Raw genomic sequence first — 24,717 nt, 5'->3', positions numbered from 1 at the left:
TTTTGAATGGAACTGGAAGTATATAAAAGTTTAGAAGAGAAGCAAATAGCTTTTAAGCCTTGTGGCTATTTAGTGATAGATTCTGTTGAAAAATTTGACAGATGGCTTAATACGGTTCCTAGAGAAAATATACTTTTTCGTGGTGTAAATGAAGCTAAGTACAAAATTTATACATCTGCACAGAGATTGTATATTACAAATGATTTGAATAAATCTGGGAAAAAAATTGAGGATTTTATTCAAGATGAATTGGATCAAGTAAAGGAGTTTAACGGCGGATTATTGAAAAAGTATTTTCGATTGTTGAATGTTGTGGATCATGATCTTCTTTATTTGAGTTTTTTACAGCATTATTCTGGCGTCTCTCCTTTAATTGATTTTTCCGCAGATGTTGAAAAAGCTCTTTATTTTATGCAGGATGGGTGTTCTTTTGGAAAAATGGGGAATACGGGTATAGACAACTATTTTTCGCTGTATGCAAAAGAATATCCTACAACCAAGGGCGTCAATAAACTTTCAGATGATGATTTACGCGATTTTTTCAGTTTTTCAACAATGAATGCTGCGGCAAAGTCAATTGTTTTTCAATCTCAGCAAATTAATTGTAATCAACAGAATAGATCGAGTTTTGCTAATTTGAATATTGTTGCTCAAAATGGACGATTCCTTTTTTATAGTGACGGGATAAATCCTTTGGAAGAAGATCTCTCGTGTGTGGATATTCACAAATCTTTAGCGCCTTATATAAAAAAGATATTGGAAGAAAAGGGTATAACGAAGAATTCTATTTACCCACAGGAAGAAACTATTGCTAAAATGGCTTTGCAAAGGGCGCTAGAGAATATATGATGAAGCAAAATTGGGAATATAAAAATATTGAAGAATGTCTAGAAAAGGTCGCTGTGGCGTCAAAATTACAGACGAAAGACTTTTTGTCGGAAGGTGAGTTTCCAATTGTTTCTCAAGAAGCGGATTATATAAGCGGCTATTGGAACAATGAGTCTGATGTAGTTCGTTTGTTACATCCAGTAGTTGTTTTTGGAGACCATTCTAGAGCTGTTAAGTATATCGATTTTGATTTTGTTGTTGGTGCTGACGGCGTTAAGATTCTATCTCCCAAGGATTTTCTTAATCCGAAATTTCTGTATTATTTTGTGAAAAGTGCGGATATTCCGTCTTTAGGTTACTCGCGTCATTATAAGCTATTAAGAGAAAAAGATGTCCCCGTCCCGCCACTTTCGGAGCAATCCCGTATTGTTGCGGAGCTGGATTTGCTGACGGGGATTATCGACAAGCAGAACGCGCAGCTCAAGGAACTCGATAACCTCGCTCAAGCCATCTTTTACGATATGTTCGGCGACCTTTCTTGTGATGAATGTACTCTGATTGATTTGTGCGTATCAAAAGATGATATTAAATGCGGTCCGTTTGGAACACAACTGTTTAAGTCGGAATACCAAAAAGAAGGTGTTGCGGTATGGGGAATACCGCAAATTAATTCCCATTTTATTATACCTCCTTCGGATTATGTTTCTCAAGAAAAAGCTGTAGCGCTAAAAGATTATTCTGTTGTAGCTGGTGATATTGTTATGTCGCGCAAGGGAAATGTGGGGCAATGTTCGGTTTTCCCAGATTCTTTTGAGAATGGAATTATTCATTCTGATGTGCTGAGGTTGAGATTGGACTATGATAAAGCGAATTCAATCTTTATGATGTATCAACTTCATCTGAGTGATAGTATCAAACATCAAATTCAACTTGTGAGTTCTGGTGCAATAATGCCAGGAATTAATGTTACTAAGTTGAAAAATATAAAGGTCCAAGTCCCGCCCCTCGCTCTCCAGCAATCCTTTGCCGAAAAAATCCAGTCCATCGAAAAGCAGAAAGAAACCATCCGCGCTTCCATCGCCGACACGCAAAAGTTGCTTGACTACACCATGGACAAATATTTCGGGTGACAGTAAGGAGTCATTCTGGAGCGAAACGCAGTGTAGCGATAGAATCCAAGGGAGCTGTATTGCTATTCGAGGTAAAAGAATTTATCTTTACAAGTGACTATGGAACTGAATCCCGAAAATCTTGAACCAAAGCCCAAGAACCCGACCATCGCGGGATTTTTCAGGAATATCGGCTATGCGGATCAACTCGGCTCCGGCGTCCGTAAATTGTTCCTTTATTCCAAGCCTTATGGCGGTGCCGACCCGACTTTCGTGGAAGATGACGTGTTCAGGATCACCGTATCGCTGGATAATACTCTAGGGTCAAATTTACATGAGCCTCAATATGAGCCTCAATATGAGCTTCAAAATGAGCCTCAAAACTCACGTCAAAAAAACATTGTTGCGGCCATCAAAGAAAATCAATCCGTTTCTATTGCGTCCCTTTGTCAAATGCTCTCTGTATCAAGGGAAACGGTAAAAAGGGAATTGAAAAAATTGAATATTTCTTGGGACGGACCTTCGAAAACCGGTCACTGGGTCATAAACGAAAAGTAAGCCTATGAAGAACTTTGACTACTTACAGCAATGTGGCATGCTTCGGTTGCATAGTCTGTGTGCCGCCGCCGAAGATAACCAGGTGAACAACCCGGAGCTTTCGGCGATTAGCGCAAGGTGTGCCTTGGAGTATGTAGTCAAGTCGCTTTATGCTATGAAGGGCGTTCTGGTCCCTGAAAGAGCTTCGCTATTTGAACTTGTCGATGGCGAACCGTTTCGCGATTTTATCGGCGATGACCGCGTGATGATGGCGGTGCATTATGTGCGCAAGGTGGGGAATGCTGCTGCGCACAACGACCATGTGGGCAAACGGGAATCGTTTTTCTGCTTGTTGAACCTCTACAATGTTGTCGCTGCGGTTCTTCTAAAGCTTAAAGTGGTGGAAAATGTAGCCCCGTTCGATAAAGCTTTAATTCCAGACAGCAAGTTTGCACCCGTTGTGACTGACGCTAAAATCGTCGTGAACGAATCCGACGAGTTTGCTGCCAAGGCCGATGCAAAATCGCTTGAAAGTGCGGAACCCGTACGCGAAATTCCGAGCCAAATGTCCGAAGCCGAAACGCGCAAGGCGTTTATCGACTTGATGCTGCGTGAAGCTGGTTGGACCGTTCTAGAACGCGAAGGCTGTATCGAACCTTCTAAGGCTTGCATCGAAATCGAAGTTCAGGGAATGCCAAACGCTCAAGGTGTCGGTTATGCAGACTATGTGCTGTTTGGCGCAAATGGGTTACCGCTTGCTGTCGTTGAGGCAAAAAAGACTTCGGTTTCTCCGCTTAAGGGCAAACACCAAGCTGAACTTTATGCTGATTGTCTAGAAAAACGCTATGGCCGCCGTCCTGTCATTTACTACACCAATGGCTTCGAGACGAACATCATTGACGGGCTAGGGTATCCTCCGCGTAAGCTGTATGCGTTCCATACCCGCGAAGACTTGGAACGCTTGATTCAAAAGCGTGGACGCAAGAATATTTCTGACCTAAGCGTGAATCCGAAAATCACGGATCGTTACTATCAAAAACAGGCCATCCAGAGTGTTTGCGAACATTACAACAAAATGCACCGCAAAGGGCTCTTGGTTATGGCGACCGGCACGGGCAAAACTCGTGTCGCTATATCGCTTGTCGATGTGCTAAAGCGCAATGACTGGGTAAAGAACGTGTTGTTCCTTGCCGATAGAACTTCGCTTGTTTCGCAGGCGCACAAGAACTTTGTAAAGCTGCTGCCAAACGAGACTACCGCTGTTTTGAACGAAGATGGCGATATCGATATGAATGCGCGAATTGTGTTCAGCACCTATCAGACGATGATTGGCTATATCGATACCGAAGAAAAGACTTTCTCGGTCGGCCATTTCGACCTTATTATCATTGACGAAGCGCACCGCAGTATTTTCGGAAAATTCGCCGCCATATTCAACTACTTCGATTCCATGCTGATTGGGCTTACCGCAACGCCCAGGGACGAGGTTGACAAGAGTACTTATGACATCTTTGAAATGGATAATGGCGAACCTAATTACGCCTACGAATTAGACGAGGCTGTTGCTGATGGATATCTTGTCAAATATCGCGGGTTCAAACGCGGTTCGAAAATTTTGAACGAAGGCATTCGTTATAGTGAACTTTCTGAACAGGAACGCGAGCAACTTGAAAAAGTCTGGGATTACGAAGACACTTTGAATTCGCTCAATTCGCCGGTGAGTGGGCGAGGGCGCGATATCTTGAGCAATGAAATGTTCAAGTACATCTACAACGAAGATACCGTTGATAAAGTGCTTCAGAACTTGATGGAAAACGGGCTCAAGGTGCAAAGCGGTGAACGCATAGGCAAGACGATTATTTTTGCCTACAACCACAAGCATGCAGAATTAATTGTAAATCGTTTTAATGCACTTTATCCGGAATTCGGTCCGGATTTTTGTGCGCTTATCGATAATTATGTGACTTATGCCAAGAGCTTGATTGAAAAGTTCGAAATTCGCGATAATGACCCGCAAATTGCTGTTTCGGTGGATATGCTCGATACGGGAATTGACGTTCCTGATGTGTTGAACTTGGTGTTTTTTAAGCCGGTCAAGTCTAAAATCAAGTTTATGCAGATGGTGGGGCGCGGTACGCGTCTTTCGAAGGAAATCTTTGGCGCAGGGAAGGACAAGGAAGTATTTTACATCTTTGACTGGTGTGGCAATTTTGACTTTTTTGAGCAGAATCCTGATGGTGGCAAGGTGAGTCAGTCGATGTCGCTTACGGAGCGGCTGTTTGGCTTGCGTGCCGAAGTGGCGTTTTATTTGCAACATCAGCAGTATCAAGAAGATGAATTCGCAAAGCGCTTGCATGACGACCTTAAGGCGACAATGAAGTCGCAAGTGCTGGCGCTTTCGGATAGCCATATTTCTGTGCGTGCGAATTGGGAAGCGGTAAGCCATTTTAAGGCTGACGAAGCTTGGGTGTATATTTCGGATGTCGATGTTTTGACTTTGAAAAATACGATTGCAAAGCTGTTGCCGGGCAATACCTTGGACGAAAATGCGAAAAAGTTCGATGTGCTGATTCTGGCGATTGAACTTGGAATGGTATGCAAGGAATTTGATTCTAGCCGGGCTATCGTGAACGTGCAGAATATTGCGGATAAGCTAAAGTCTATGGGCTCGATTCCGCAAGTAGCCGCAAAAACGAAAACCTTGAACGAGGTTCTGAACCCAGCAGCGTGGGAAAACTGCTCGCTAGGCTGGCTCGAAAAAGTGCGTGAAGACTTGCGGGACCTTGTCAAGTTCTTGGTCGGCAACAAGGGCAAGACGTTTACGATTGATATCGAAGATGTCATGACGGATGGCGGCGAAACTACGGGCGTTGATATGCAGGTGTCGTACCGTAAAAAAGTCATGGATTACCTGCTTGAAAACAGGCATTCGCCTGTACTCGAAAAGATTTACCGCTTAGAACAACTTTCAATTGACGATATCTTGGAGCTTGAACGTATTCTTTGGGAAGATTTGGGCGACAAGTCGGATTATGAAAAGCTAGTTGCGGACAAAAACTGTGGCGAAAACGTCGCAATTTTGATTCGTTCGCTGATTGGCGTGGACCGCGAAATCGCTTTGCAACGATTCAACCAGTTCCTCGATGGAAATGTGCTCAATTCGGACCAGCTGGAATTTTTGAACCAGATTTTGGATTACGTCTGCGAAAACGGTGATATAACCACCATGACCGTGGTGAACGATTATCCGTTTGACGAAAATCTTCAAGTGTTCAGCGATAAAATGGTTCCGCTGAAGAATTACCTTGAAAATGTGCACAACGTTGTAAATCCCCAAATGCACGGGTAAAATGGCCCTGCATGCTGAATATATTTTATATCTTTTACCCTGTGTGTAACAATAACATTGCGCGAAGAAGGAGTCTATGGCAACATTAAAGATGCTCATCGACAAGATGACGAGTCGCAAGAATTTTCAGCAGGACAGAAATTCCATAACGGTGGAGTCCATCGAGATTGATTTCCCGCTTGTGTTTGACGGCAACGGCAAGATGTATTTTTTCAAGCTGGACCGTTACGTGTATGTCAAGGGTTCTCGCTATACAAAGGCCGATAAAAAGTTCCGCGATTTCATGTTGACTTTCCGTTTCAGGAGAGGGTTCATGTCGGATGGCGCTTCGGCGCCGGCGTTTGCGAAGCGCTTTGTCCCGGACATCAAGAAGGGCGACGATGTTTACAACGCGGCTCCGTTCATCCATGACGGCTTGTATATGCTTGCGGGCCAGACGGATGGCTGCAAGCTGAGCCGCGAGGAGTGCGACGATATTCTCCGCTGTATTTGGAGGATTGCCGGCATGAGCCGCCTTGTTGCGGGGGCTGCCGACTTGGGTATCCAGGTTTTTGCGGGTTCATCGGACCACTGGGGCAACGACAGTAATAACTGCAAGCATTTATTTGAAGCGAAATTCGAATACCGTTAATTTTTGAGCCTGGTTCTTTAAAACTGGGCTTTCTTTTTGTCTTATTTTTATGTATTTTAAATAAGCAAAAAGGAAGAATTTGGGTATGAGAAAGTATGCTTTGGAAGTCGTGTCTAGCCTAAAATGGATTCTGAAGGTCGTGAGGGGCTTTCTGTGGCGTTCTAGAAAGGCCCTGCTGCTGATTGTTTTAGGCTTGCTCTTGAACGTGGTCCCCGCAAAGCTTGCAATTTTCTTTGGTATACCGCTTTTTCTGGATTGTCTGGGGACGGTGCTTACCGCCATGCTGGGTGGGTATTTGCCTGCCGTGATTGTCGGCTTTGGCGTGAACGCCATTAACGGGATCGCCGAGCCTGTTGCCATGTATTATGGCGTCTTGAGCATTTTTATTGCGGTTGTCGCGACGTTCCTTTTCCGTCGCGGCTTTTTCAAGAGCATCTGGAAGCTGCTGGTTCTCATTCTGATATTTGCGATGATCGGCGGTGGCATTGGGTCGATTTTCACTTATGCGCTATACGGCTTTAATTTTGGCGAAGGGATTTCGGCGCCGTTTGCGATTGCGTTCCATGACTTGATGCACTGGGACCGTTTCACTTCGCAGCTCTGTGCCGATGTCGTCATTGATGTTTTTGACAAAAGCGTGATTGTTCTGCTGTCGGCGCTCATCTACCACTTTATTCCAAATCATGTCAAGGAATATTTGAGCGAAGTTAATTTTGCCCGGGGCAATTCTGCGGAAAAGGCTTCGTTCAGCAATTCCCTTCTGAACAAGGTTGTCCTGATGGTGATTGTCGCCGAGGTGCTTCTGGGCGGACTTGCCGGCATAATCGGGCTGTTCCTGTATCGCGACAATTCGATCAACAATTATATAAGTACTGCGCGTGGTGTGACGGAATCGGCGTTGATCGCGATCGATGCAGAAAGGGTGGATGAGTATATTGTGCGTGGCCATGAAGCTGATGGTTATGACCGAATAAAGAGGATTCTTGAACAGATCCGGAAAAGTTTTCCGCATACAAAATACCTCTATGTCTACAAGATCATGGAAGACGGCTGCCATGTCGTTTTTGACTTGGACGTAGATGGCGAGGCGGGGGGCGAGCCTGGTTCCGTACTTGAATTTGATCCGTCGTTTTTGCCTTATCTGCCAAAGCTTTTGAATGGCGAAGAGATTGAGCCGATTATTTCGGATGACCAGTTTGGCTGGCTCTTGACGGTTTACAAGCCCCTTCGGAACGCCGCCGGGAAAACGGTTGCCTATGTGGCGGCAGATGTTTCCATGGAATCTATTGTCCGCGACGAGGCGATGTTCTTTATCAAGCTCCTGTCGCTTTTCTTCGGGCTTTCGATTATCATCATGATGATTGTTTTCGAGCTGATGAAGCGCGGGATCGTGATTCCTGTGAACAAGATGTCCTATGCAGCGCAGAAGATTGCTGGGGCGACGATGCGCGCGAACTATGCTTTGGACATGGGCTTTGATCTGGACCTTTCCCGTATGCGGAATTCCGTGAACGATGTCGCAAGTCTCGGGATCAAGTCCAAAGATGAAATTGGGCAGCTTTACGACTACTTCAATGCGATGACGGATGACACGTTCAACTTTATCCAGAAGGTGCATGACCAGAACCTGCGCATCCAGCGCATGCAGGAAGTCATTATCATGGAATTTGCCGAGATGGTTGAAGCGCGCGATAAATGCACGGGTGACCATATCAAGAAGACGGCTCAGTATGTCGAGGCCATTGCGAAGGAACTCCAGTCCGAGGGGAAGTTCAGGGGAATCTTGACGGATGCCTATATCCACAAGCTCAAGCAGGCCGCTCCGCTCCATGATATCGGAAAAATTGCGGTGTCCGACTTGATTTTGAATAAGAACGGAAAGCTTACGGATGAAGAATTTGCCATCATGAAGAACCACACGACCGAAGGCGGCAAGATCCTCCAGAAAATCGTTGATGATGCGAAGGGCGCTTTTGATGCCGACTACCTGAATGAATCTATTGAAATGGCTTGCTACCACCATGAAAAGTGGGACGGCTCTGGATACCCGAACCGTCTCAAGGGCGAAGAAATTCCTTTGTCTGCAAGAATCATGGCTGTGGCGGATGTATTCGATGCGCTCATTGCCGAACGAGTTTACAAGAAAGGCTTCAGCTACGAAAAGGCGATGGCGATTATTATGGAAGGGGCGGGGAGCCACTTCGACCCTGTTGTCGTCGAGGCGTTTACGCATATTTCCAAGAGCCTGTACGACGCAAGGACGAAGCTTTCGTCCGAAGAAAATCCTGCAAAGTAAAAAAAAGGCCCCGGCGAACCGGGACCTGCTTATGGCTACAAGACAATTATTTTCTCGGGATCGGCTTTATTGGGTTAAGCGGTTCCGGGATCGGCTTGGGGATTTGGATCGGATCTATTGGGCTAATAGGTCCCGGGATTGGTATGATTGAAATGGACGGGGTCAAGCTTGTTGAACCGTTTGATATTGTGGCCCCGTTGTAGCGCTCGATAGCCGTGAAGACTCGCTTGAATTCTGCAATTTCCATTAGGAACGTGCCCCGTGACTTTTGAGGGTTGTTGTTGCCATCGACGAACCTGTAGATGTCCTTTGTCCCTCTGTACGTGTTGTTTGCGCTAACCGTATTTGCGACGCTCCAGCTGCTTTGGTAAACGTGGGCGTTGTTCTTGAGCTTGATCGGGTTACGTCCATGCGGGTTGCGGAGAATGACGTATTGCTTGTTGTTTATTGTTGTGCGGCCCAGGAGCGAATATACATGGTAGGTGTATAGGCCCATGTTTGTATAGTCTGCTTCGGTCCCTACTTTGGGGGCGCTGATGGATGCGCATGAAGGTTTCGTATCTGCGTCTCCGGCGAGGCTCCAGATCTGCGACGTGGTGAGGTTTGACAAATATTTTGTCTCGACGTCTTCTGTGTGGAGAATCACCTTGAGGGAGTCTTCTGCGTTTCCGTAATGGATCAGCCCGTCCATGTTGGGGTAGTCCGAAGTACATCTTTCGAGGAACTTGGCATACGCCTTTTCGTAAACGGCCGGCCAGCAGGAATCCAGCTTGGATTTGTCCCCTTTCACGAGGCCCTCCAGTTTTTCCTTTGGCCCGGATGCGCCGTAGTTGTAGCCGCTTGCGTTGACAAGGACTTCTTCGGAAACGACGATGGTCTGCGTTGTCTTCTTTGCATGGCTCCATGCATTTGAAGATTCGTAAGTGCCGTTAGGCACGTAGTACTCGATGGCATGCCACGGAGTTTCATCCTGGATGCCTTCGCTGTATTTGAATCTTAAGCCGGTGACGTTCTTGATCAGGAACGGGTTGACGAAGGCGACGGAGCAGAGTGCGGCGAGGTAGTAGCAGTCCGCAATGCTGTTTTGGCAAATGTCGTACCAGTGTACGGTTTCGTTGAAGTAGTAGCCTTTGTCTTTCCAGGACATGCCTTTGGGCTGATAGACGGCGTCAGTTGTTGCTGTGATTTCGCCGCTCTTGATTTTCTGGTTGATGACCTTTTGGGATTCCTGAACGTTCATCAAGATACTGACGACGTTTTTACGCTTCTGCTGGAATGTGAGGCTGCTTGCCGATTTCAGGATCTTTGTGCTGTTCTGCGGTCTTGCAATCTTTGTCATGAGCGTTTCGAGGCGCTTCTGTGCGACATCCTTCGAAAGAATCTTGATTGTGCCTTTGGAGTCTTCTTCGGCGAATGGGCGAAGAATCGCGTTTATGTTGTTCAGGTAGCCTGCTTTTGTAACGCCGAGGCATTCCGCGAGCGTTTCGATTTCGTCTTTCTGCTTAGACCAGTCGATTTTTGTTCCTTCGATAAATTCGGCGATACTGAACGGGTCCGGGCATCCAATTGCGTTTAATTTTTCTTCCATTGTAAATCTCCTGTATAAATCTTTGTGTGGTTGATGGTTATCATGGGATGAGCGAGGTCAGGCCTTCGTCTATTGCGGGACCGTCGTAGTAATACACGTCTTCGAAGACGCGCTTGAACTCATTGATTTCCATCAGGAATGTTCCACGTGATTTTTGCGGCTCGTTGTTGCCATCGACGAACCTGTAGATGCTGCTTACGCCGCGGTAGGTGTTTGTCGGATTGGCGCCATAGTTATATGTCCAGCTGTCGTGATAGACCGCCGGGTTGTTTTTGATGGCGGCGAGGTTACGGCCGTGCGGGTTGCGGAGAACGACGTATTTCTTGGAGTCTTTCATCATGATGACGTCCAGGAATGAATAGACGTGGCCGATGTAGAGGCCCATATCCATGTACTCTTGTTTAGTTCCGGCTTTGGAATAGTAGACCTTTTTTTTCTCATCCCAGTAGCTGTGGATGGAAACGCATGTCGGGTTGCTGTGGGCTTTAAGGCCGATATCCCAGATTTGATTGACGGTCAGGCTGCCCAGAGATTTTGTAACAACGTTTTCAGTGTGGAGTATTTCCTTAAGTGCTCCGCCGCCATTGCCACCGTTGATTTTGCCTTTCAAGTCGGGATAGTCCGATGTGCATTTCTCGAGGAACTTGGCGTAGGCTTTTTCGTAAACGGCGGGCCAGCAAGAATCCATTTCTGATTTGGGAACGTTTTTTATGGGGTCTCCCGATTTTTCCTTAGGTCCGCAGACACCGTAGTTTTTTTCAGTGTTTTCGTTGACGAGAAGTTCTTCAGAAACGACGACGGTTTGTACGGTTCCTTTTTTGGCAGACCATGCTTGATTTGATTTGTAGGAGCCGGTCTTAGGAACGTAAAAGTCGATTGCGTGCCACGGGGTGTCGTCTTGGATTCCGTTTTTGTACCTTAGGGCGACGTTGTTTTTAATCCAGAACGGGTTTGCGTAAACAACGGAACAGAGTGCTGCGAGGAAGTAGCAGTCGCCAATGCTGTTTTGGCAAATGTCGTACCAGTGGGCGGTCTCGTTGAAGAAGTAGCCTTTGTCTTTCCATGTCATTCCTTCTGGCAGGTAGACGGAATTGTTACTGTTCGCAACTACAATTCTGTTTGCTTTTATTTCTTGTGCTAATTTTTTTTCCGTCACCTGTTTGTTAAGCAGGACGCTGATGACGTTTTTGCGCTTTTGCGCTGGCGTGAGAGCCTTTGTGGTGGCTGTCTTTGCCAAAGCCTTTTGCGGTCTTGCGTTGTTTTTCAGGAATGTTTCAAGGCGTGTTGTAGCTTCGCTTTCTGAGATTGCGGTGAGTTCGCCTTTCGAATTAATTTTTACGAACGGATTTAAAAGAGTAAATGAATCTTTTAAAAATGCTTCTTTCGTGACGCCAAAAATTTCGGCCAATGCGTCGATTTCGTCTTTTTTCTTAGACCAATCGATTTTTTTACCTTCAATCAATTCCGCAACACTGAATGGGTCTGGGCATCCGATTGAGATTTTTTCTTTATCCATTATTTTTCTCCTGTGTAAGATAAAATTCAAAACAGTTTTTATTGTTATGAAAAGCTGTTATATGATACAAAATAACAAGCTGTTATACAGAATGGAGTAAATAATGGTTTACGTTGTGTGTGGTGAATGTGTGAAATTGTTGTTATTTAATTGCTTTTGATTGAATTTTTATAAATTTTTTGAGAACAAAAAACGGTTATATTTATTTGTAAATGTGTAAAATATATTGTATATGTTATCTGTTTTTTTGAGAATAAAAGATAAGAGTTTGTTTTGGAAATTTACAATGACGTTGTAAAAAACTTTTTTCAATACTGTATTGTCGCTAAAATAAGTTATATTCGGCGAAGTTTGTTGTGAATGCAGCGCCCGTCTTGACGCCTTACCGCCATCTAAAGTTCGAACTCTGGAATGGCTCCCAGGACTTGCGGATTCCCGAAATTATATCTGGATGTTGGCCGTTTTGGCCCTTTTGCTTGATGAATTGCCGTTTTTTTTCTATATTCGCGGTCGCTAAAGAGCCTGGTTAGTTCAGATGGATAGAACGAGTCCCTCCTAAGGATTAAACTCGCGTTCGACTCGCGAACCGGGTATAGCAAAAGGGCCGCATCGTGCGGTCCTTTTCTAATTTTGTCATGCCCGCCAATATTGGCATACCCGTTACTTTTGTCATGCCCGCCTCCGAGCGGGCATCTCCCTTGCGAGTATTTTTAAGTCAGTTCTCCGCGGATGACTTCCACGCTGTCGCCGACGAGGCTCACGACGTTTGTCGGGTTGATTTCGATGTTGCCGCAGTCCACCATCATGTCTACGGAATGCTGGAACACTTTCCAGAGTTCGTCGGTCTCGTAGATGTCGTCGTCGCTGAGCTTGGCGGCTGTGCTCAAGATGGGCTTATCAAAGTGCTGGAAGAGTTCCTTGAAGAACGGGTGCGTCGGGATGCGGATGCCGATTTCAGGGCGCTTGACGTCGAGCTTGCGCGCGATGTGCGGGTCGGCTGGGAGAATGAATGTGTACGGGCCAGGGACGCGCTGCTTGATGATGTTGAATGCAAAGTTGCTCACGTGGGCGTAACCAGAGGCAAAGCGAATGTCCGGGACGATGAGCGCCATGAAGAATTTTTTCATGGGCTTCTTGAGGGCGTAAAGCTTGTGGATGGCCTTGGAAGATTCGGCGTTGCAGCCGATGGCGTAGCCGGATTCAGTAGGATAGAGGACGAGTCCGTCTTTTTCGAGGATCTCGGCGGCCTGCTTGACAATGCGCGCTTGCGGATTTTCTGGATGTACTTCGAGTCGCATATTATTCTTTATCTGTATTTTGCACTTTTTGGTGAGAAAATATATAAAAAGTCTGTAACGTCATTCTGAGGGCGAAGCCCGAAGAGTTGGGGCTTTAGCCCAATCCAGTAAAATCTTGTTCCGCAACTCAAGACTTTACTGGACCCTTCACTTCGTTCAGGATGACGTAGAAGTGTGATTCAGGATGACGTAGATGCTGACTTCAGGGTGACGGATATTCTATATCATTAAATCCTTGGGAGGACTTCGTTTGCTTCGAAGGCGTTTTTGTAGTGCGCGAACTGGAGCGGTTCCTGGTAGGCGCGTGTGCTCAACACGTCGAAACGGCATGGCGTGTCGAATCCTTTGGGCGCGATTGCATTTTGCGTTGCCAGAAAGTGGCAGGCGGTCTGCCATATTTTCTTTTGCTTGAGGGTGTTTACGCGGGCGGCCGGATTCCCTTCCTGGTTGTTCCAGACGGACTTGACTTCGACGAATACGAGAGTCCCGTTATCGCGGGCGACAATGTCGAGTTCTCCGCCGTGGTACGCGTAATTGCGGGCGACGACTTCATAGCCTTCGCGCATCAAGAATGCAACCGCCTGCGACTCGATAAAATTTCCCTTAGACCTGTTCTGTGATTTTTTAGAAATCATGTGCTCCCCTTTTTATTTGCTTTGTTACTGTAACGTCATTCTGAGCGTAGCGAAGACAACTCAGAAGGCGAGTGTTGCAAAAATGAGCCTGCTCATTTTTATAACCGAGCCGAAGAGTTGGGGCTTTAGCCCCATCCAGTTATGTCTTGTATAAAACTTTACTGGACCCTTCACTTCGTTCAGGGTGACGATAATTGTTACTTCACTTCCATCCCAAGCAATCTAATCTCGGAGATGGCGTAGTCGTCGTTGTCGGCTTCGTAGACGTCTTCGAGGTAGAATCTGAGTTCCGTCGTTTCTACCGCCTGGATGTTCGGGTACTGCATGCCTCTGATATTCTCAAGCTTAACGCGTTGCTTGAACCCGTCCTTCGTCTCGATGGTGAGCGTGTGCGGCTTCTTGAAAATGCGGAAGCGGTCGCCGAAAGCGTCGTTGACGGACTTCTGGTAGCCAATGGCAATACCGATGTTCGTGATGAGCGTGTTCTGGTCGAAGTACATGGCGAGTACCGGATTTAGCGGCTTTAGCGGCATCTTGTTGAGCCAAGCGGTGGTCAGGTCGCCGTCGGTCAAGTTCGAAAGCGGGTAGCCCTTCGACATTTCAGGTTCGATGGCCCTCGTTTCGTAATTCGCGATGACCTCGCTCCATTCAACTTCGTGCAGCATGTTCTGCGGCTTGTGCGTGAACATGAGGAGCATGAGCAAAATCACGATGAGCGGGAACAGTACCGAGAACGCTACGATCATGAGCTTGTGCGGAGTCATGTTGCTGCCGAATCGCTTGGCGGCTTCTGCAATCGAGGGCACGTTGCGGTGGCTGCCGGTCTTGCGACCGATACTCGAATTCTGATGTGGCGTGTCGTGCTGCGGGAACACCTGGTCGCATTCGTCCAAGAATTCCTGCATGTCGTGGAAGCGCTCGTTCAGCTTTTTCTTGAGGCACTTGAGGATGAGCGCCGAAAGTCCGTCCGGGATGTCTTCACGGAAAAGTTCCGGGGCCGGAGGCGGTTCCTGCACGTGCTTGAGTGCAATTTCTACAGGGCGGCTGCCTTCGAACGGCAAGCGTCCGCAAGTCATTTCGTAAAGGATTACGCCCATGCTGTAAATGTCGGACTGGAGCGTGACTTCGTCACCGTGGCACTGTTCGGGCGACATGTATTCGGGCGTACCCATCGTCATGCCGGTGCGGGTGAGGCGTTCCTTTTCCATTTCCTGGATGTACGAAATGCCAAAGTCCATGATGTAGACGCGGTTGTCGCGCGTGAGCATGATGTTCGAGGGCTTCACGTCGCGGTGGACGATGCCCTTGCTGTGCGCGTAAAGGAGGCCGCGTGCAATCTGCTTGATGATGACTTCGATCGCTTCAAACGAGAGCTTGCTCTTGTTCTGCAAAATTTCGGCAAGCGAAATACCTTGCACGTAAGTCATCGCGATAAAGAGCTGCTTGTCCTGCTGGCCAAAGTCGAACACGTGAACGATGTTTTGGTGGTCGAGTTCCTTCATGGCTTGCGCTTCGAGGTAGAAACGCTTGATGGCCTCTTCATCGGAGGTCGAGTCGAGAATCTTGAAGGCGACTTCGCGGTTTAGCCTTTTATCGAGAGCCTTGTAGACATAGCCCATTCCACCTTTGCCGAGCGTTCCCAATAGTTCGTAGTTTTCGTTAAAGGGGTACGGAAAAGTTTGCGGTTGTTCTGGACGTATCATCTTGGCTTCTTTAATTTGTGTAGTAAAATTGCAGTAACAATATAGAAACTAAGTGCGATGGCGATGGCAAAAATCGTGTTGAAAATGTCGTCTTTTCGTTCCAGCAAAATGTTGAGGAGTGAAGCTTGATTGTAGCGCGACCAGATGATGCTGGAGAGGGCGCGGCCAATGGGCTGCATTTGATCGAGTGGCACGAGGGCGCCTGCGAGCGCGACTTGCGGGATGATGAGTAGCGGCAAGAAGGCGTTTGCCTGGCTCGTATTTTTGGAAAGTGTACTTGTGAACAGCCCGACGGTGGTTGCGGGGATGGCGATGCAGGCGAAAACGCAGGCGATAAGCGCAATTTGGGGGTGGGGGGTAATGCGGGTACTGATAAACGCATAGACAATGGCTGTCTGCATCATCGTGAAAATGATGGGGAGAGTGCATTTGGCTGTAAGCGTCGAGATGGCGGATACGCCCCGGCGGAACTTGTCTCGGAGAATGTCTTTCTCCTGCACGATTTCACGGATGGAAAGCGAAAGCGCAAACCAGTTCGCACAAAGGATGATCGCAAAGGCGACGGTCCAGAGCGAACTTTGGTTGGAGAATATCTGCGAGAGCAAAAATCCGATAATCGCGGGCTGCACAAAAAGCGCTGCAATGCGGCCCTTGTCGCGGAACCACTGCTTGGCGGTGATGCGCACGGTGTAGGCGAAATTGCGGGGGAGCCTGGTGCGTTCAAAGTAATACTTGGATGCTTTCTTTTTGACGCTGTTCGGGCTTTCGCTTGCTTTAGATGCTGTTCGAAATGCGCGCCACTCGGCTGATTTGCTTTGCGTGATGCTCGTGAGGAGCGCTTGCGGATCGTTCGTGTTGAAGTGCGTGTAGGCCGCCTGAACGGTTCCGAAGAACGCTTCTTCGCCCTGGTGCAGTACGAGAACTTTATTTGCAATCTGCAATGCTTCGTAGCTGTGCGTCGTGAGGATAATTGTATGGCCGAGGAACGCTAGCTGTTTGAGGTGCGTACATAGGATTCTCGAATTGTACGGGTCAAGACCCGAGAGCGGCTCGTCGAGAATCACGAGTCCTGGATTGCCCATGAGTTCTCGTGCGAGCGCGACGCGGCGCATTTCGCCGCCGCTGAGCGTCTTCACGAGGTTATGCTTGCGTCCGCTCAGCCCGAAAAGTTCGCAGAACTTTTCGAGTCGCGCAAGTGCATCTTGCTTGAAATTCTGAATGTCCATCGACGAACGCGCACCGTCGAGAATGGTTTCTTCGACGGTCAGCTCCGGGCGGAGCGGCGGGTCTTGCGGCAATATGGCAATGCGCCTGCGAATCTCGTTTTTGCGGTAATCGACACCGCCGATGCGTACAATGCTTTGCTTGTCGCAACTGTTGATGCCTTGAATCATCTTCAGAAGCGAAGACTTGCCTTGCCCGGAACGCCCGATAATCGCAAGAATCTCGCCAGCGGGGAGTTCGAAATCAATCCCTTTTAATAATTGCTTTTTTCCGGCGAAGATGTTCACGTTTTGTGCGAAAACGTCAAAGCCCGAATTTTGCGCTTCAATCAACAAATCGTTATTGCGGAACCCGACCACGGCTGATTCAAAACGGCTCGCATCTCCGTTTGCAATCGCAATCGTGCGTGTGCGCTTGCCGCTCTCGTCCACAATCGTTTTGGCAAACTTGATCTCGGCACGATTTTCGCGGGCTTCCCCAGAACTGCGCGCATCTCGGCTCACAATCCCGCGGCACTTCGCTTTCCCGATTCCAGGAATTTCAATTTCTCTCCATTCCGTCGAAAGCGTTACGGTCTGCATATCGCTTTCCGCTTCTCGCTCCATAATCAAGAGCGTCAGATCTGCGCCACGGAGCGTCGCCCGCAACTGCCTCGGCCCAATGTGAATCACATCGCCGTCGCTAATTGCTGCGGTCGTCACGTCTTTCCCGTTCAGCATCGTGATGCTGTTCTGGGTCAAGCTTTGCAAAATCCATTTGCCGTCCGTAAAATTCAGAACCGCATGATACCTCGAAACCATCAGGTTGTCGAACTGCAAAATGTTGTCCGATTTGCGCCCGATGGTGAAAGGCTTTGACGGGTCTGGATTGACGAGGCGGAATGGGAACATCGCGTTTGTCCGTTATTGTAGTTCTTTCACGAACGCTTCAAAGCGGTTGCAAGCTTTCGCGAGATTTTCGTCGCTTGCCGCATACGAGAATCGGACGCAAGTGTCGTCGCCAAAGGCGGCGCCAGGCACAATCGCAAGTCCCTTGCTTTCCAAAAGTGCGCTGCAAAAATCAATCGAGCCTGCAATCACCTTGCCGTCCGTAGTCTTTTTGCCGTAGTAATCGCTCACCGGTGCAAACAGGTAGAATGCGCCTTCGGGTGCGCGCGGCTTAGTCGAGAGGAACGAAGTGCGTTCAAGCATGTAGGCTCTGCGCTTGCGGAAGGCGGCCTGCATGGCGTGCACATTGCTCTTGTCCATGTTGAGTGCGCCGAGGGCGGCGTACTGCGCGACATTGCTCGGGTGGTGCGTGGCCTGTCCCTGAATTTTGCCGATAATCTTTGCAATCGAAGCGGGGGCGGCATCGTAACCGATTCTCCAGCCGGTCATGCAATGCGATTTCGAAAAACCGTTAATCACAATTGTGCGTTCGGCCATTCCGGGGAACACTGCGGCGCTTGTAAATTCCGTATCGTAGACAAAGTATTCATAAACTTCGTCCGAGATGCAGTAGATGTCCTGCGCGACAATTTCTTTTGCTAACGCTTCAAGTTCGCTCTTGCTGTAAACGGCGCCAGTCGGGTTGCACGGGTTGTTCAGGAGAATCGCCTTTGTGCGCGGTGTGCAAGCCTTGCGCAAGTCTTCCGCGTCGATCTTGAAATTCTTTTCGATGCCTGCTTCCACAAAAACAGGTGTACCGCCGAGCCACTTCACAAGTTCCGGATACGTGACCCAGTACGGGGCGGGGATGATCACTTCGTCGCCCGGGTTAATCAAGGCGGCGAGCGCGTTGAACACGGCATGCTTTGCACCGCTCGTCATGATGATTTGCGATGCGTCGTAATGGAGGCCGTTTTCTTCTTCCAATTTTTGGGCGACTGCTTTGCGCACATCGAGAATCCCGACGGGGGCGGTGTAGCGTGTTTTGCCTGCGCGGATCGCTTCGATAGCCGCATCTTGAATGGGGGTGGGCGTTCCAAAGTCGGGTTCGCCTGCGCCGAGACTCACGACGTCCTTGCCGTCTGCGATCATCTGTTTTGCCATTGTGTCGATGGCGACGGTGAGCGATGCTGCAATGTTTTGCGTTCTATCGGAAAGCGATTTCATTTGTGGGCTTCCTTTTTCCTTTGTTTTCTCAGGCGGTATTGGTCGAGAGAGCCTGCGATGAGGGGGAAGATGGTGAACTGGGCGATGAATATGCAGATAAGCCCTGTCAACGAAACATAGCCCATGCTGCGCAGTCCCGGATGGGACGAAATGAGCATACCGTATGTACCGATGAAGGCCGCCATCTGCGAAAGAAAGATTGTGAAGAACTTGTCCCTTAAAATGGTAAGCGCCGTCCCTTTTTGTTTTTCGTAATACGCCGTGAAAAACTGGAGCGAACCGTCAACGCTTGCGCCAATGAGAATCGGGAAAATGAGGGCACTGTACGCCGAAATCTTGACATCAAAGAAGTTGAGCGCCGCAATGAACCAGCATGCCGCAAAAACTGAGGGGAGGGCTGTGAACAAGGCGCGGCTTAAACGGTTGTAGTAAACGAGCATGAACAGGAATACGAGAATACCGCCCACTTGCAATGGCCTACTAAAGTTATTTGTAATCCTGTCCAAGAAAATAGCGCGTGTAATCGGTATGCCCGCCACCAAGTATTTTCCGTTATCAATCCCTTCAATCTGGTGGAGTTCCTTGTACAACTTCACGCATTCGCTGCCGAAATGTTCCTTGATGTCCGTGAAGATAAAAGCAAAACGCCCTTGCTTGCCGTGTTTGTCGCGGAACTTCTTGGCGATGTACTCGGGCGGTTCAAAATCGTCCGTTTCGTCAAATTCCAGCGCCTGTTCCACCTTTTCTAGATTTTCCAGTTCGCTCTTCGAGAGCGCTTCGCGGAATTCCTTTGTGATCAAGTTGTGCAGCTGGCGGAGCTTTTCCATTTTCTTCTGCTGCAAGTTGGGGGAGAACTGCGCAAGCGTAAACAGGGAATTGACGGTCGAAAGATTACCGTCATTCTTGAGCTTGGTAAATTGTTCCAGCAGGTTCTCGCTTTCGGCGCTTTCCGGAATCATCACGATTATGGGAGTCTTGTTCATGAATCCCGTTTGTGCAATCAGCGAGTCGATGGTTGCATTTTTGTAGTTGATTTCTGTTGCTGAAAAGTCGTTGCGGATGTGAATTTTCGTTCCCCCGAAGTAAAGCCCAACAAGGCTTGCTGCAATAATAATCGAAAAGATAATCCAGTTTACACGATTGGAAAGCATCGAAATCCTGTATTCCGGATGGATTTGCGCGTGCCTAATCGAGAATGGTTTTTTGCGTTGTGTCACTTGCAAAAGGGCGGTGGAGAAAAGCAATGTGATCGCCCAGTTCAAAATGCATCCTGTGGAACCGAGGACGCCAAGTTCCTGAAGCCCAGGCAGAGGAATCAAGATGAGACATGCGAACAAGGCGGCAAACGCAAAACTGGATACTGCGGTCGAAGGGCCAATGCCGAGCAACGCGCTTTCGATGCTGAGTTGTGGACTCAGCTTCTGTTCGCGCTCCAGGAAGTATCGGTTGAGGACGTGGTTGATAATTTGCAGCGCCTGTCCGGGAAGTACAATTGCAAGCAAGAGCGTAAACAGGTTGATGCGTCCGTAGAACAAGTACGAACACGCCATCGTCGTGACAATCGGTGTCGCGATAGGCAATGCCGAAATAAGGATCAGCTGCGGTTGCTTGTAAAAATTGAGGATGAGAAGCACGAGAATGAGAACGGTCGTTACGATGCCGACCATTTTCGCTTCGGGCAGGAGCCGCTTGCCGGTCTGGATGGATTCGTAGACTTTCCCGGCGTAGTGTATATGCAAGTCGCTTGGCTTTTCTTCTTTTTGAAGCGCTCTTTGTACGGTATAGTACAGCTGCCTATTTGCCTGTAAATCGGAAATCGAGTGTGACGGATAAATCTCGATAATGCGGATTGTGCCTGTTTTGTTGGAATGGCTCACGGAGAGCTTGTCGAAATATTTCTTTTCGAGATCGCTCAGTAGCTGTGCGCGCTGTTCTGCCGTTGTCTGCGTAATCGAATCAATCACGCTTCTTAAGTCGATGTATAGCGGATTGCTCTTTAATATGTAGTCGCGCTTGAGTTTCTCTATGCGGTGTACCATGATCTCGATATCGCTTTCGCTTGCGTAGAGAAACTTGTTCTTTCTGTAAAATTCGATATCGGTTTCAAAATCTGCAAAATGGACGGACGGATCCTTCTGCATTTGCTCTGCGAGATTCTTGGCGATGCGGTAGTTTGCGCTTGAATCCTCGGACTGGAGTATGACAATGAGGCTGCCAAGTCCTCCGAATTCATCTTCGATTTTTTTGACATTGCTTGGTTCGCGAGCGCTGGTGATTGTGTCCTGTAGCTGTAAATCCCAGCGCAAGTGCATGATGGGGTAAATGCTCAAAATCCCTACCGCAAGGAATACCGTCAGGATAATCTTGGGATAAGTCGCTAATTTTTTGATAATTTTTGCAAAAAGTGAAAACATCATACTCAATATAACTATATATTAGGGTGGAAATGATTCGTTTGGTAACATTACTGGTGCTTGTGGGTGTGCTGTGTTTGCCGGCGCACGCGGAGGAGTCGCGCGATGCCGTGCAGGACTCCTCTTCTGGTTCCATGTCGTTTACTGAGATCCTTTCATGGCCGTTTATCCATGTGGTCCAGCCGTTCTTTGGTTCGCTGGTTTACCCGATTTCGGCTCCGTTACAATATGCAATTGATAATGGCGTTGTAGACAAGGCCGTGGAGCTGATTACGTTTGGCTCCAATAAGAATATCCTCATTTATCCGGTCCTGAACCTGAAACCGGGGAGTTCCACGATGCTTGGCGTTTGCTACCGGCATAGGAATATTTTTATTGAAGGGGACTACGGAGTCTTTGAAGGTCATTATTTTGCAAATAGCGATGTCGAAGTTAAGCTGCGGTATTCGAAGCAGGGACTTTGGAACAAGAAAATGTACGGTTCCGTGAATGTCAATCTGGACATGAATCGCGATGATTTCTTTGTAATTCCAGGGACAAAGAGCCTGTTCCATCAGTCCGATACGTTGCTTACGATTGGGGCTAAGCTGGGGTTCCCGATTACTGAATCGAGAAATCTGAACTTGAGCTTTGGTTCTGATTTTGATTATCACCTTGCAAATTTTACGGACATAAAGGATTCTGTGCTGGATGATGCGAAGTACTCGATTGCAGATCGAGGCTTGTACCAGAATCATTTTGAAATTCCTTTATATGCAAATATCGTTTTTGATAACTTGGATTTTCCGTATGCACCGTCGAGAGGCCAGCGTATAAGCTTGAAGGCTTCTTATGTGTTTACTAGCGATTACGGGGGAATTTCCGAGGAAAACCTGGCCCAGGCGGGGCTGAAACGATCCGGGGCATTGAAAGATGGCGGCAAGAATCACGATTATATAAGCCTTGATGCGTTTTACCAGATCTACTTCTTTATCGGCCGTGCCGACAAGTATGTGCTTTCCGCAAAAGAAGGCCGCAAGACGAGAAAGTTCTATACGGACTTCTCGTGGAATGAAGTCTTGCGCGTATGGCGCCCGGAAAATTTGGTGGAGACGCTTTTTGAACATCGCGTACTCGCGTTCCAGCTGCGTTTCATGGGAATGTGGGAGGTCGAGAAGGGTGGCGCACCGTATTCGGCTTATCACTTGCTGGATGCCCGTTATCCGTTGCGCGGGTATGCCGATTCTTGGGCGAGTCCCTTTATTCTTGGATTTTCGGCGGAATACCGCTGGCCGATCGACCGTCTAGTGGATGGCGTTGTTTTTGATGAATATGCCATCATTAGCGATAAGATCAACCATTGGTCCAAAAAGAACCTCTATAATTCATGGGGTTTTGGTGTGCGTGTCCGTAAACCGGATATGTTCCTGTTCCGTATGCAGTTTGCGTTCCACGGGCTGCATGGCATCAACCTTGTGCTGACCATTGCACCGGAATTCAGGTAATTCCTTCTCGTCATCCTGAAAGGGCGATTTCTTATTATCCTGAATGGTTGTTTTTTTGTCATCCCGAATGGGTGTTTTCTTCTCGTCATCCCGAGGGCGTAGCCCGAGGGATCCAGTGATTTTTCACAGTAGCAGTTCCGTCTGCTCGTTGATTAGCGACTTGGGGATTGGCTTATGCAACATCCTGTAGGCGTTGTGGGTCGCGACGCGACCGCGTGGCGTACGGGAAATAAGCCCCTTCTGTAGCAGGTACGGCTCGTAGACTTCTTCGAGCGTGTCCGGCTCTTCGCCCATGGCGGCACTGATCGTTCCGAGACCGACCGGGCCTCCGTTAAACTTGTCGATCATCATCGCGAGAATCTTGCGGTCGGTCGGGTCAAGCCCTTCGCTGTCGATGCCAAGCATTTCGAGCGTCTTGAGGGCCGCACGTTCGTCGATGACTCCTGTACCGCGAACCTGCGCTACGTCTCGGCAGCGCCTGAGGACTCGGTTTGCTACACGGGGCGTCCCGCGGCAGCGGCCGCCGAGAATCTTGGCTGCATCTTCAGAAAGATCGACGCCTAGAATGCGTGCGCTCCTCATGAGGATCTTGACGATGTCTTTTTCGTTATAGAGTTCCAGCCGGTATTGCAACCCGAAACGGTCGCGGAGCGGCCCCGTCAAAAGCCCGCTGCGCGTTGTGGCGCCAACGAGTGTAAAGTGCTTGAGCGGGAGGTTCACGCTCCTTGCCGCAGGGCCAGAATCGAGCATGATGTCGAGCCTGAAATCTTCCATGGCGGGGTAGAGGTATTCCTCGACCACGCGATTCAGGCGGTGGATCTCGTCGATGAACAGAATGTCGTTCTCTTGCAGGCTCGTCAGCAGCCCGGCAAGGTCGCTTGCCTTTTCGAGAACCGGGCCGCTCGTGATGTGGATGTTTACGCCCATTTCTTTGGCGATGATGCTTGAAAGCGTCGTTTTGCCAAGTCCCGGAGGCCCTGCGAACAGGCAATGGTCCAGCGCGTCGCCGCGCTGCTTTGCGGCTTCAATCGCAATCGAAAGGCTTTCCTTGATATCGTCCTGGCCTGTAAATTCGCTCAGGCTGGGCGGTCGCAAGTTGCGGTCGGAATCGCCCTCGTCAAAAGAGCATTTCTGCGGGGAAATTATACGCTGGTCTTCCATATTCTAGTTCTTAGTCATTGGTAAATAGTCAGTGGTCAGTAGTCAATAGTTATTGTCTTAGGGGCTTGTCATGCCCGCCGTTTGTCACCCCGGATTTATTCCGGGGGCATCTCCTTTTACAAATATTTTAAAGCCTCTGGGATAAGTGCTGCGGCATCAACGCCATCTCCGAGAACTTCAACGGCTTTCACAACCGCTTTTTCTGCCATCGGGTCCTTGACTCCGAGCGTGTGCAGTGCCAAGACCGCTTCAAGCTTTGCGCCCGTCAAAGCGCCGACGCTTGTAATCCCGCTACCCTCGACGTCGCCGAGCGACTGCAACATGTTAGACGCCTTTTCCTTGAGCGTGAGCGTCATTTGCTCGCAGGTCTTTTTGCCGAGACCCTTGATTTTCCCAAGAGCCGCCTTGTTATCGCTTGCAATCATATTCAGGAGGTCTGCTGGAGTGCTGCCGCTCAGAATCCGCTGGGCAAGCTTTGGACCGACCCCGTTCACATCCAGAAGCATGAGAAAGAGGTTCTTTTCGGTCGTATCCGCAAATCCAAACAGCGTCATGGAATCTTCTCGCACCACGAGATTCGTGTGCAGGGTGACCTCGGCCCCTTCTTCGGGCAGCTTCCCTGCGGTAAATGCAGAAATGTTGACGCCGTAACCGACTCCGGCGCATTCCACAACGACAAATGTGGGCGTTTTCTGTACCAGGATGCCGCGAATTCGTTCGATCATAGAAACTCCAAAAACTTATGCTCTTTTGTGCTACTGCTCAAATATACAGCTTTTTGACGACTCTGTCAAGCCAAATCATACGCATAATTTGGCATAGCAAGAAAATTGGGTTTTGTCAGCCCATCG

Annotated in this window: 17 protein-coding genes and 1 tRNA gene; 8 read left to right on the top strand and 10 right to left on the bottom strand. The window is 48.4% G+C overall.

The features are described 5' to 3' along the window. Positions 1-6 precede the first annotated feature (6 nt). The 6 genes from B7990_RS05155 to B7990_RS05130 all read left to right on the top strand — a co-directional run bounded on the left by B7990_RS05155 (position 7) and on the right by B7990_RS05130 (position 8,750). Positions 7-849, top strand: a complete 843-nt coding sequence (locus tag B7990_RS05155) for an FRG domain-containing protein (protein WP_088639969.1) — start codon at positions 7-9, stop codon at positions 847-849. Beyond that, positions 846-1,958: a restriction endonuclease subunit S gene (locus B7990_RS05150; protein WP_088639968.1), complete on the top strand. Its 1,113-nt coding sequence runs from the start codon at positions 846-848 to the stop codon at positions 1,956-1,958. The genes B7990_RS05155 and B7990_RS05150 overlap by 4 nt, the downstream gene beginning before the upstream one ends. A 99-nt stretch (positions 1,959-2,057) precedes the next feature. After that, complete coding sequence (locus tag B7990_RS05145) at positions 2,058-2,495, top strand: DeoR family transcriptional regulator (RefSeq protein ID WP_088639967.1); 438 nt, start codon at positions 2,058-2,060, stop codon at positions 2,493-2,495. A gap of 4 nt (positions 2,496-2,499) precedes the next feature. Beyond that, the gene (locus tag B7990_RS05140; RefSeq protein ID WP_088639966.1) at positions 2,500-5,823 is read left to right on the top strand and encodes a DEAD/DEAH box helicase family protein; all 3,324 of its coding nucleotides are present in this window, start codon (positions 2,500-2,502) and stop codon (positions 5,821-5,823) included. A gap of 76 nt (positions 5,824-5,899) precedes the next feature. After that, positions 5,900-6,454 carry a DUF1353 domain-containing protein gene (locus B7990_RS05135; RefSeq protein ID WP_088639965.1) on the top strand — a complete coding sequence of 185 codons (555 nt, stop codon included), beginning with the start codon at positions 5,900-5,902 and terminating at the stop codon, positions 6,452-6,454. Positions 6,455-6,539: 85 nt separating this feature from the next. Beyond that, positions 6,540-8,750, top strand: a complete 2,211-nt coding sequence (locus tag B7990_RS05130) for an HD-GYP domain-containing protein (RefSeq protein ID WP_088639964.1) — start codon at positions 6,540-6,542, stop codon at positions 8,748-8,750. 46 nt (positions 8,751-8,796) lie between these two features. Here the strand turns inward: B7990_RS05130 and B7990_RS05125 are convergent, their stop codons facing one another. Together B7990_RS05125 and B7990_RS05120 are read right to left on the bottom strand one after the other, a co-directional pair. Beyond that, complete coding sequence (locus B7990_RS05125; protein ID WP_088639963.1) at positions 8,797-10,338, bottom strand: C2 family cysteine protease; 1,542 nt, start codon at positions 10,336-10,338, stop codon at positions 8,797-8,799. Between the two features lie 40 nt (positions 10,339-10,378). After that, the gene (locus tag B7990_RS05120) at positions 10,379-11,854 is read right to left on the bottom strand and encodes a C2 family cysteine protease (RefSeq protein ID WP_088639962.1); all 1,476 of its coding nucleotides are present in this window, start codon (positions 11,852-11,854) and stop codon (positions 10,379-10,381) included. Positions 11,855-12,374: 520 nt separating this feature from the next. Here B7990_RS05120 and B7990_RS05115 point away from each other — a divergent pair. After that, a tRNA-Arg gene (locus tag B7990_RS05115) sits at positions 12,375-12,447 on the top strand. A 117-nt stretch (positions 12,448-12,564) separates the two neighbouring features. Here the strand turns inward: B7990_RS05115 and B7990_RS05110 are convergent. The 6 genes from B7990_RS05110 to B7990_RS05085 form a co-directional block, all read right to left on the bottom strand. Next, entirely contained in the window at positions 12,565-13,152 is a 588-nt protein-coding gene (locus B7990_RS05110) for an L-threonylcarbamoyladenylate synthase (protein ID WP_088639961.1), read from the bottom strand. Between the two features lie 227 nt (positions 13,153-13,379). Beyond that, positions 13,380-13,787, bottom strand: a complete 408-nt coding sequence (locus B7990_RS05105) for a YraN family protein (protein WP_088639960.1) — start codon at positions 13,785-13,787, stop codon at positions 13,380-13,382. A 197-nt stretch (positions 13,788-13,984) separates the two neighbouring features. Then, positions 13,985-15,490 carry a serine/threonine-protein kinase gene (locus B7990_RS05100; RefSeq protein ID WP_088639959.1) on the bottom strand — a complete coding sequence of 502 codons (1,506 nt, stop codon included), beginning with the start codon at positions 15,488-15,490 and terminating at the stop codon, positions 13,985-13,987. Beyond that, positions 15,487-17,604 carry an ATP-binding cassette domain-containing protein gene (locus B7990_RS05095; protein ID WP_088639958.1) on the bottom strand — a complete coding sequence of 706 codons (2,118 nt, stop codon included), beginning with the start codon at positions 17,602-17,604 and terminating at the stop codon, positions 15,487-15,489. Before B7990_RS05095 ends, B7990_RS05100 begins: the two co-directional genes overlap by 4 nt. 12 nt (positions 17,605-17,616) lie before the next feature. Next, positions 17,617-18,807 (bottom strand): pyridoxal phosphate-dependent aminotransferase, encoded by a 1,191-nt coding sequence (locus tag B7990_RS05090; RefSeq protein WP_088639957.1) that lies wholly within the window; start codon positions 18,805-18,807, stop codon positions 17,617-17,619. After that, entirely contained in the window at positions 18,804-21,224 is a 2,421-nt protein-coding gene (locus B7990_RS05085) for an MMPL family transporter (protein ID WP_088639956.1), read from the bottom strand. The genes B7990_RS05090 and B7990_RS05085 overlap by 4 nt, the downstream gene beginning before the upstream one ends. 29 nt (positions 21,225-21,253) lie before the next feature. On the opposite strand from B7990_RS05085, the gene B7990_RS05080 reads away from it, so the two are divergent. Next, the gene (locus B7990_RS05080; RefSeq protein WP_254917332.1) at positions 21,254-22,705 is read left to right on the top strand and encodes a BamA/TamA family outer membrane protein; all 1,452 of its coding nucleotides are present in this window, start codon (positions 21,254-21,256) and stop codon (positions 22,703-22,705) included. 123 nt (positions 22,706-22,828) lie between these two features. Here the strand turns inward: B7990_RS05080 and ruvB are convergent, their stop codons facing one another. Continuing rightward, positions 22,829-23,866 (bottom strand): Holliday junction branch migration DNA helicase RuvB, encoded by a 1,038-nt coding sequence (gene ruvB / locus B7990_RS05075; RefSeq protein WP_088639954.1) that lies wholly within the window; start codon positions 23,864-23,866, stop codon positions 22,829-22,831. 116 nt (positions 23,867-23,982) lie between these two features. After that, positions 23,983-24,591 (bottom strand): Holliday junction branch migration protein RuvA, encoded by a 609-nt coding sequence (gene ruvA, locus B7990_RS05070; protein ID WP_088639953.1) that lies wholly within the window; start codon positions 24,589-24,591, stop codon positions 23,983-23,985. Positions 24,592-24,717: the final 126 nt, after the last annotated feature.

Source organism: Fibrobacter sp. UWB4, assembly GCF_002210345.1.
Lineage (GTDB): Bacteria > Fibrobacterota > Fibrobacteria > Fibrobacterales > Fibrobacteraceae > Fibrobacter.
The sequence above is the reverse complement of the archived record's forward strand: the minus strand, read 5'-3'. Positions and strand labels throughout refer to the sequence as shown.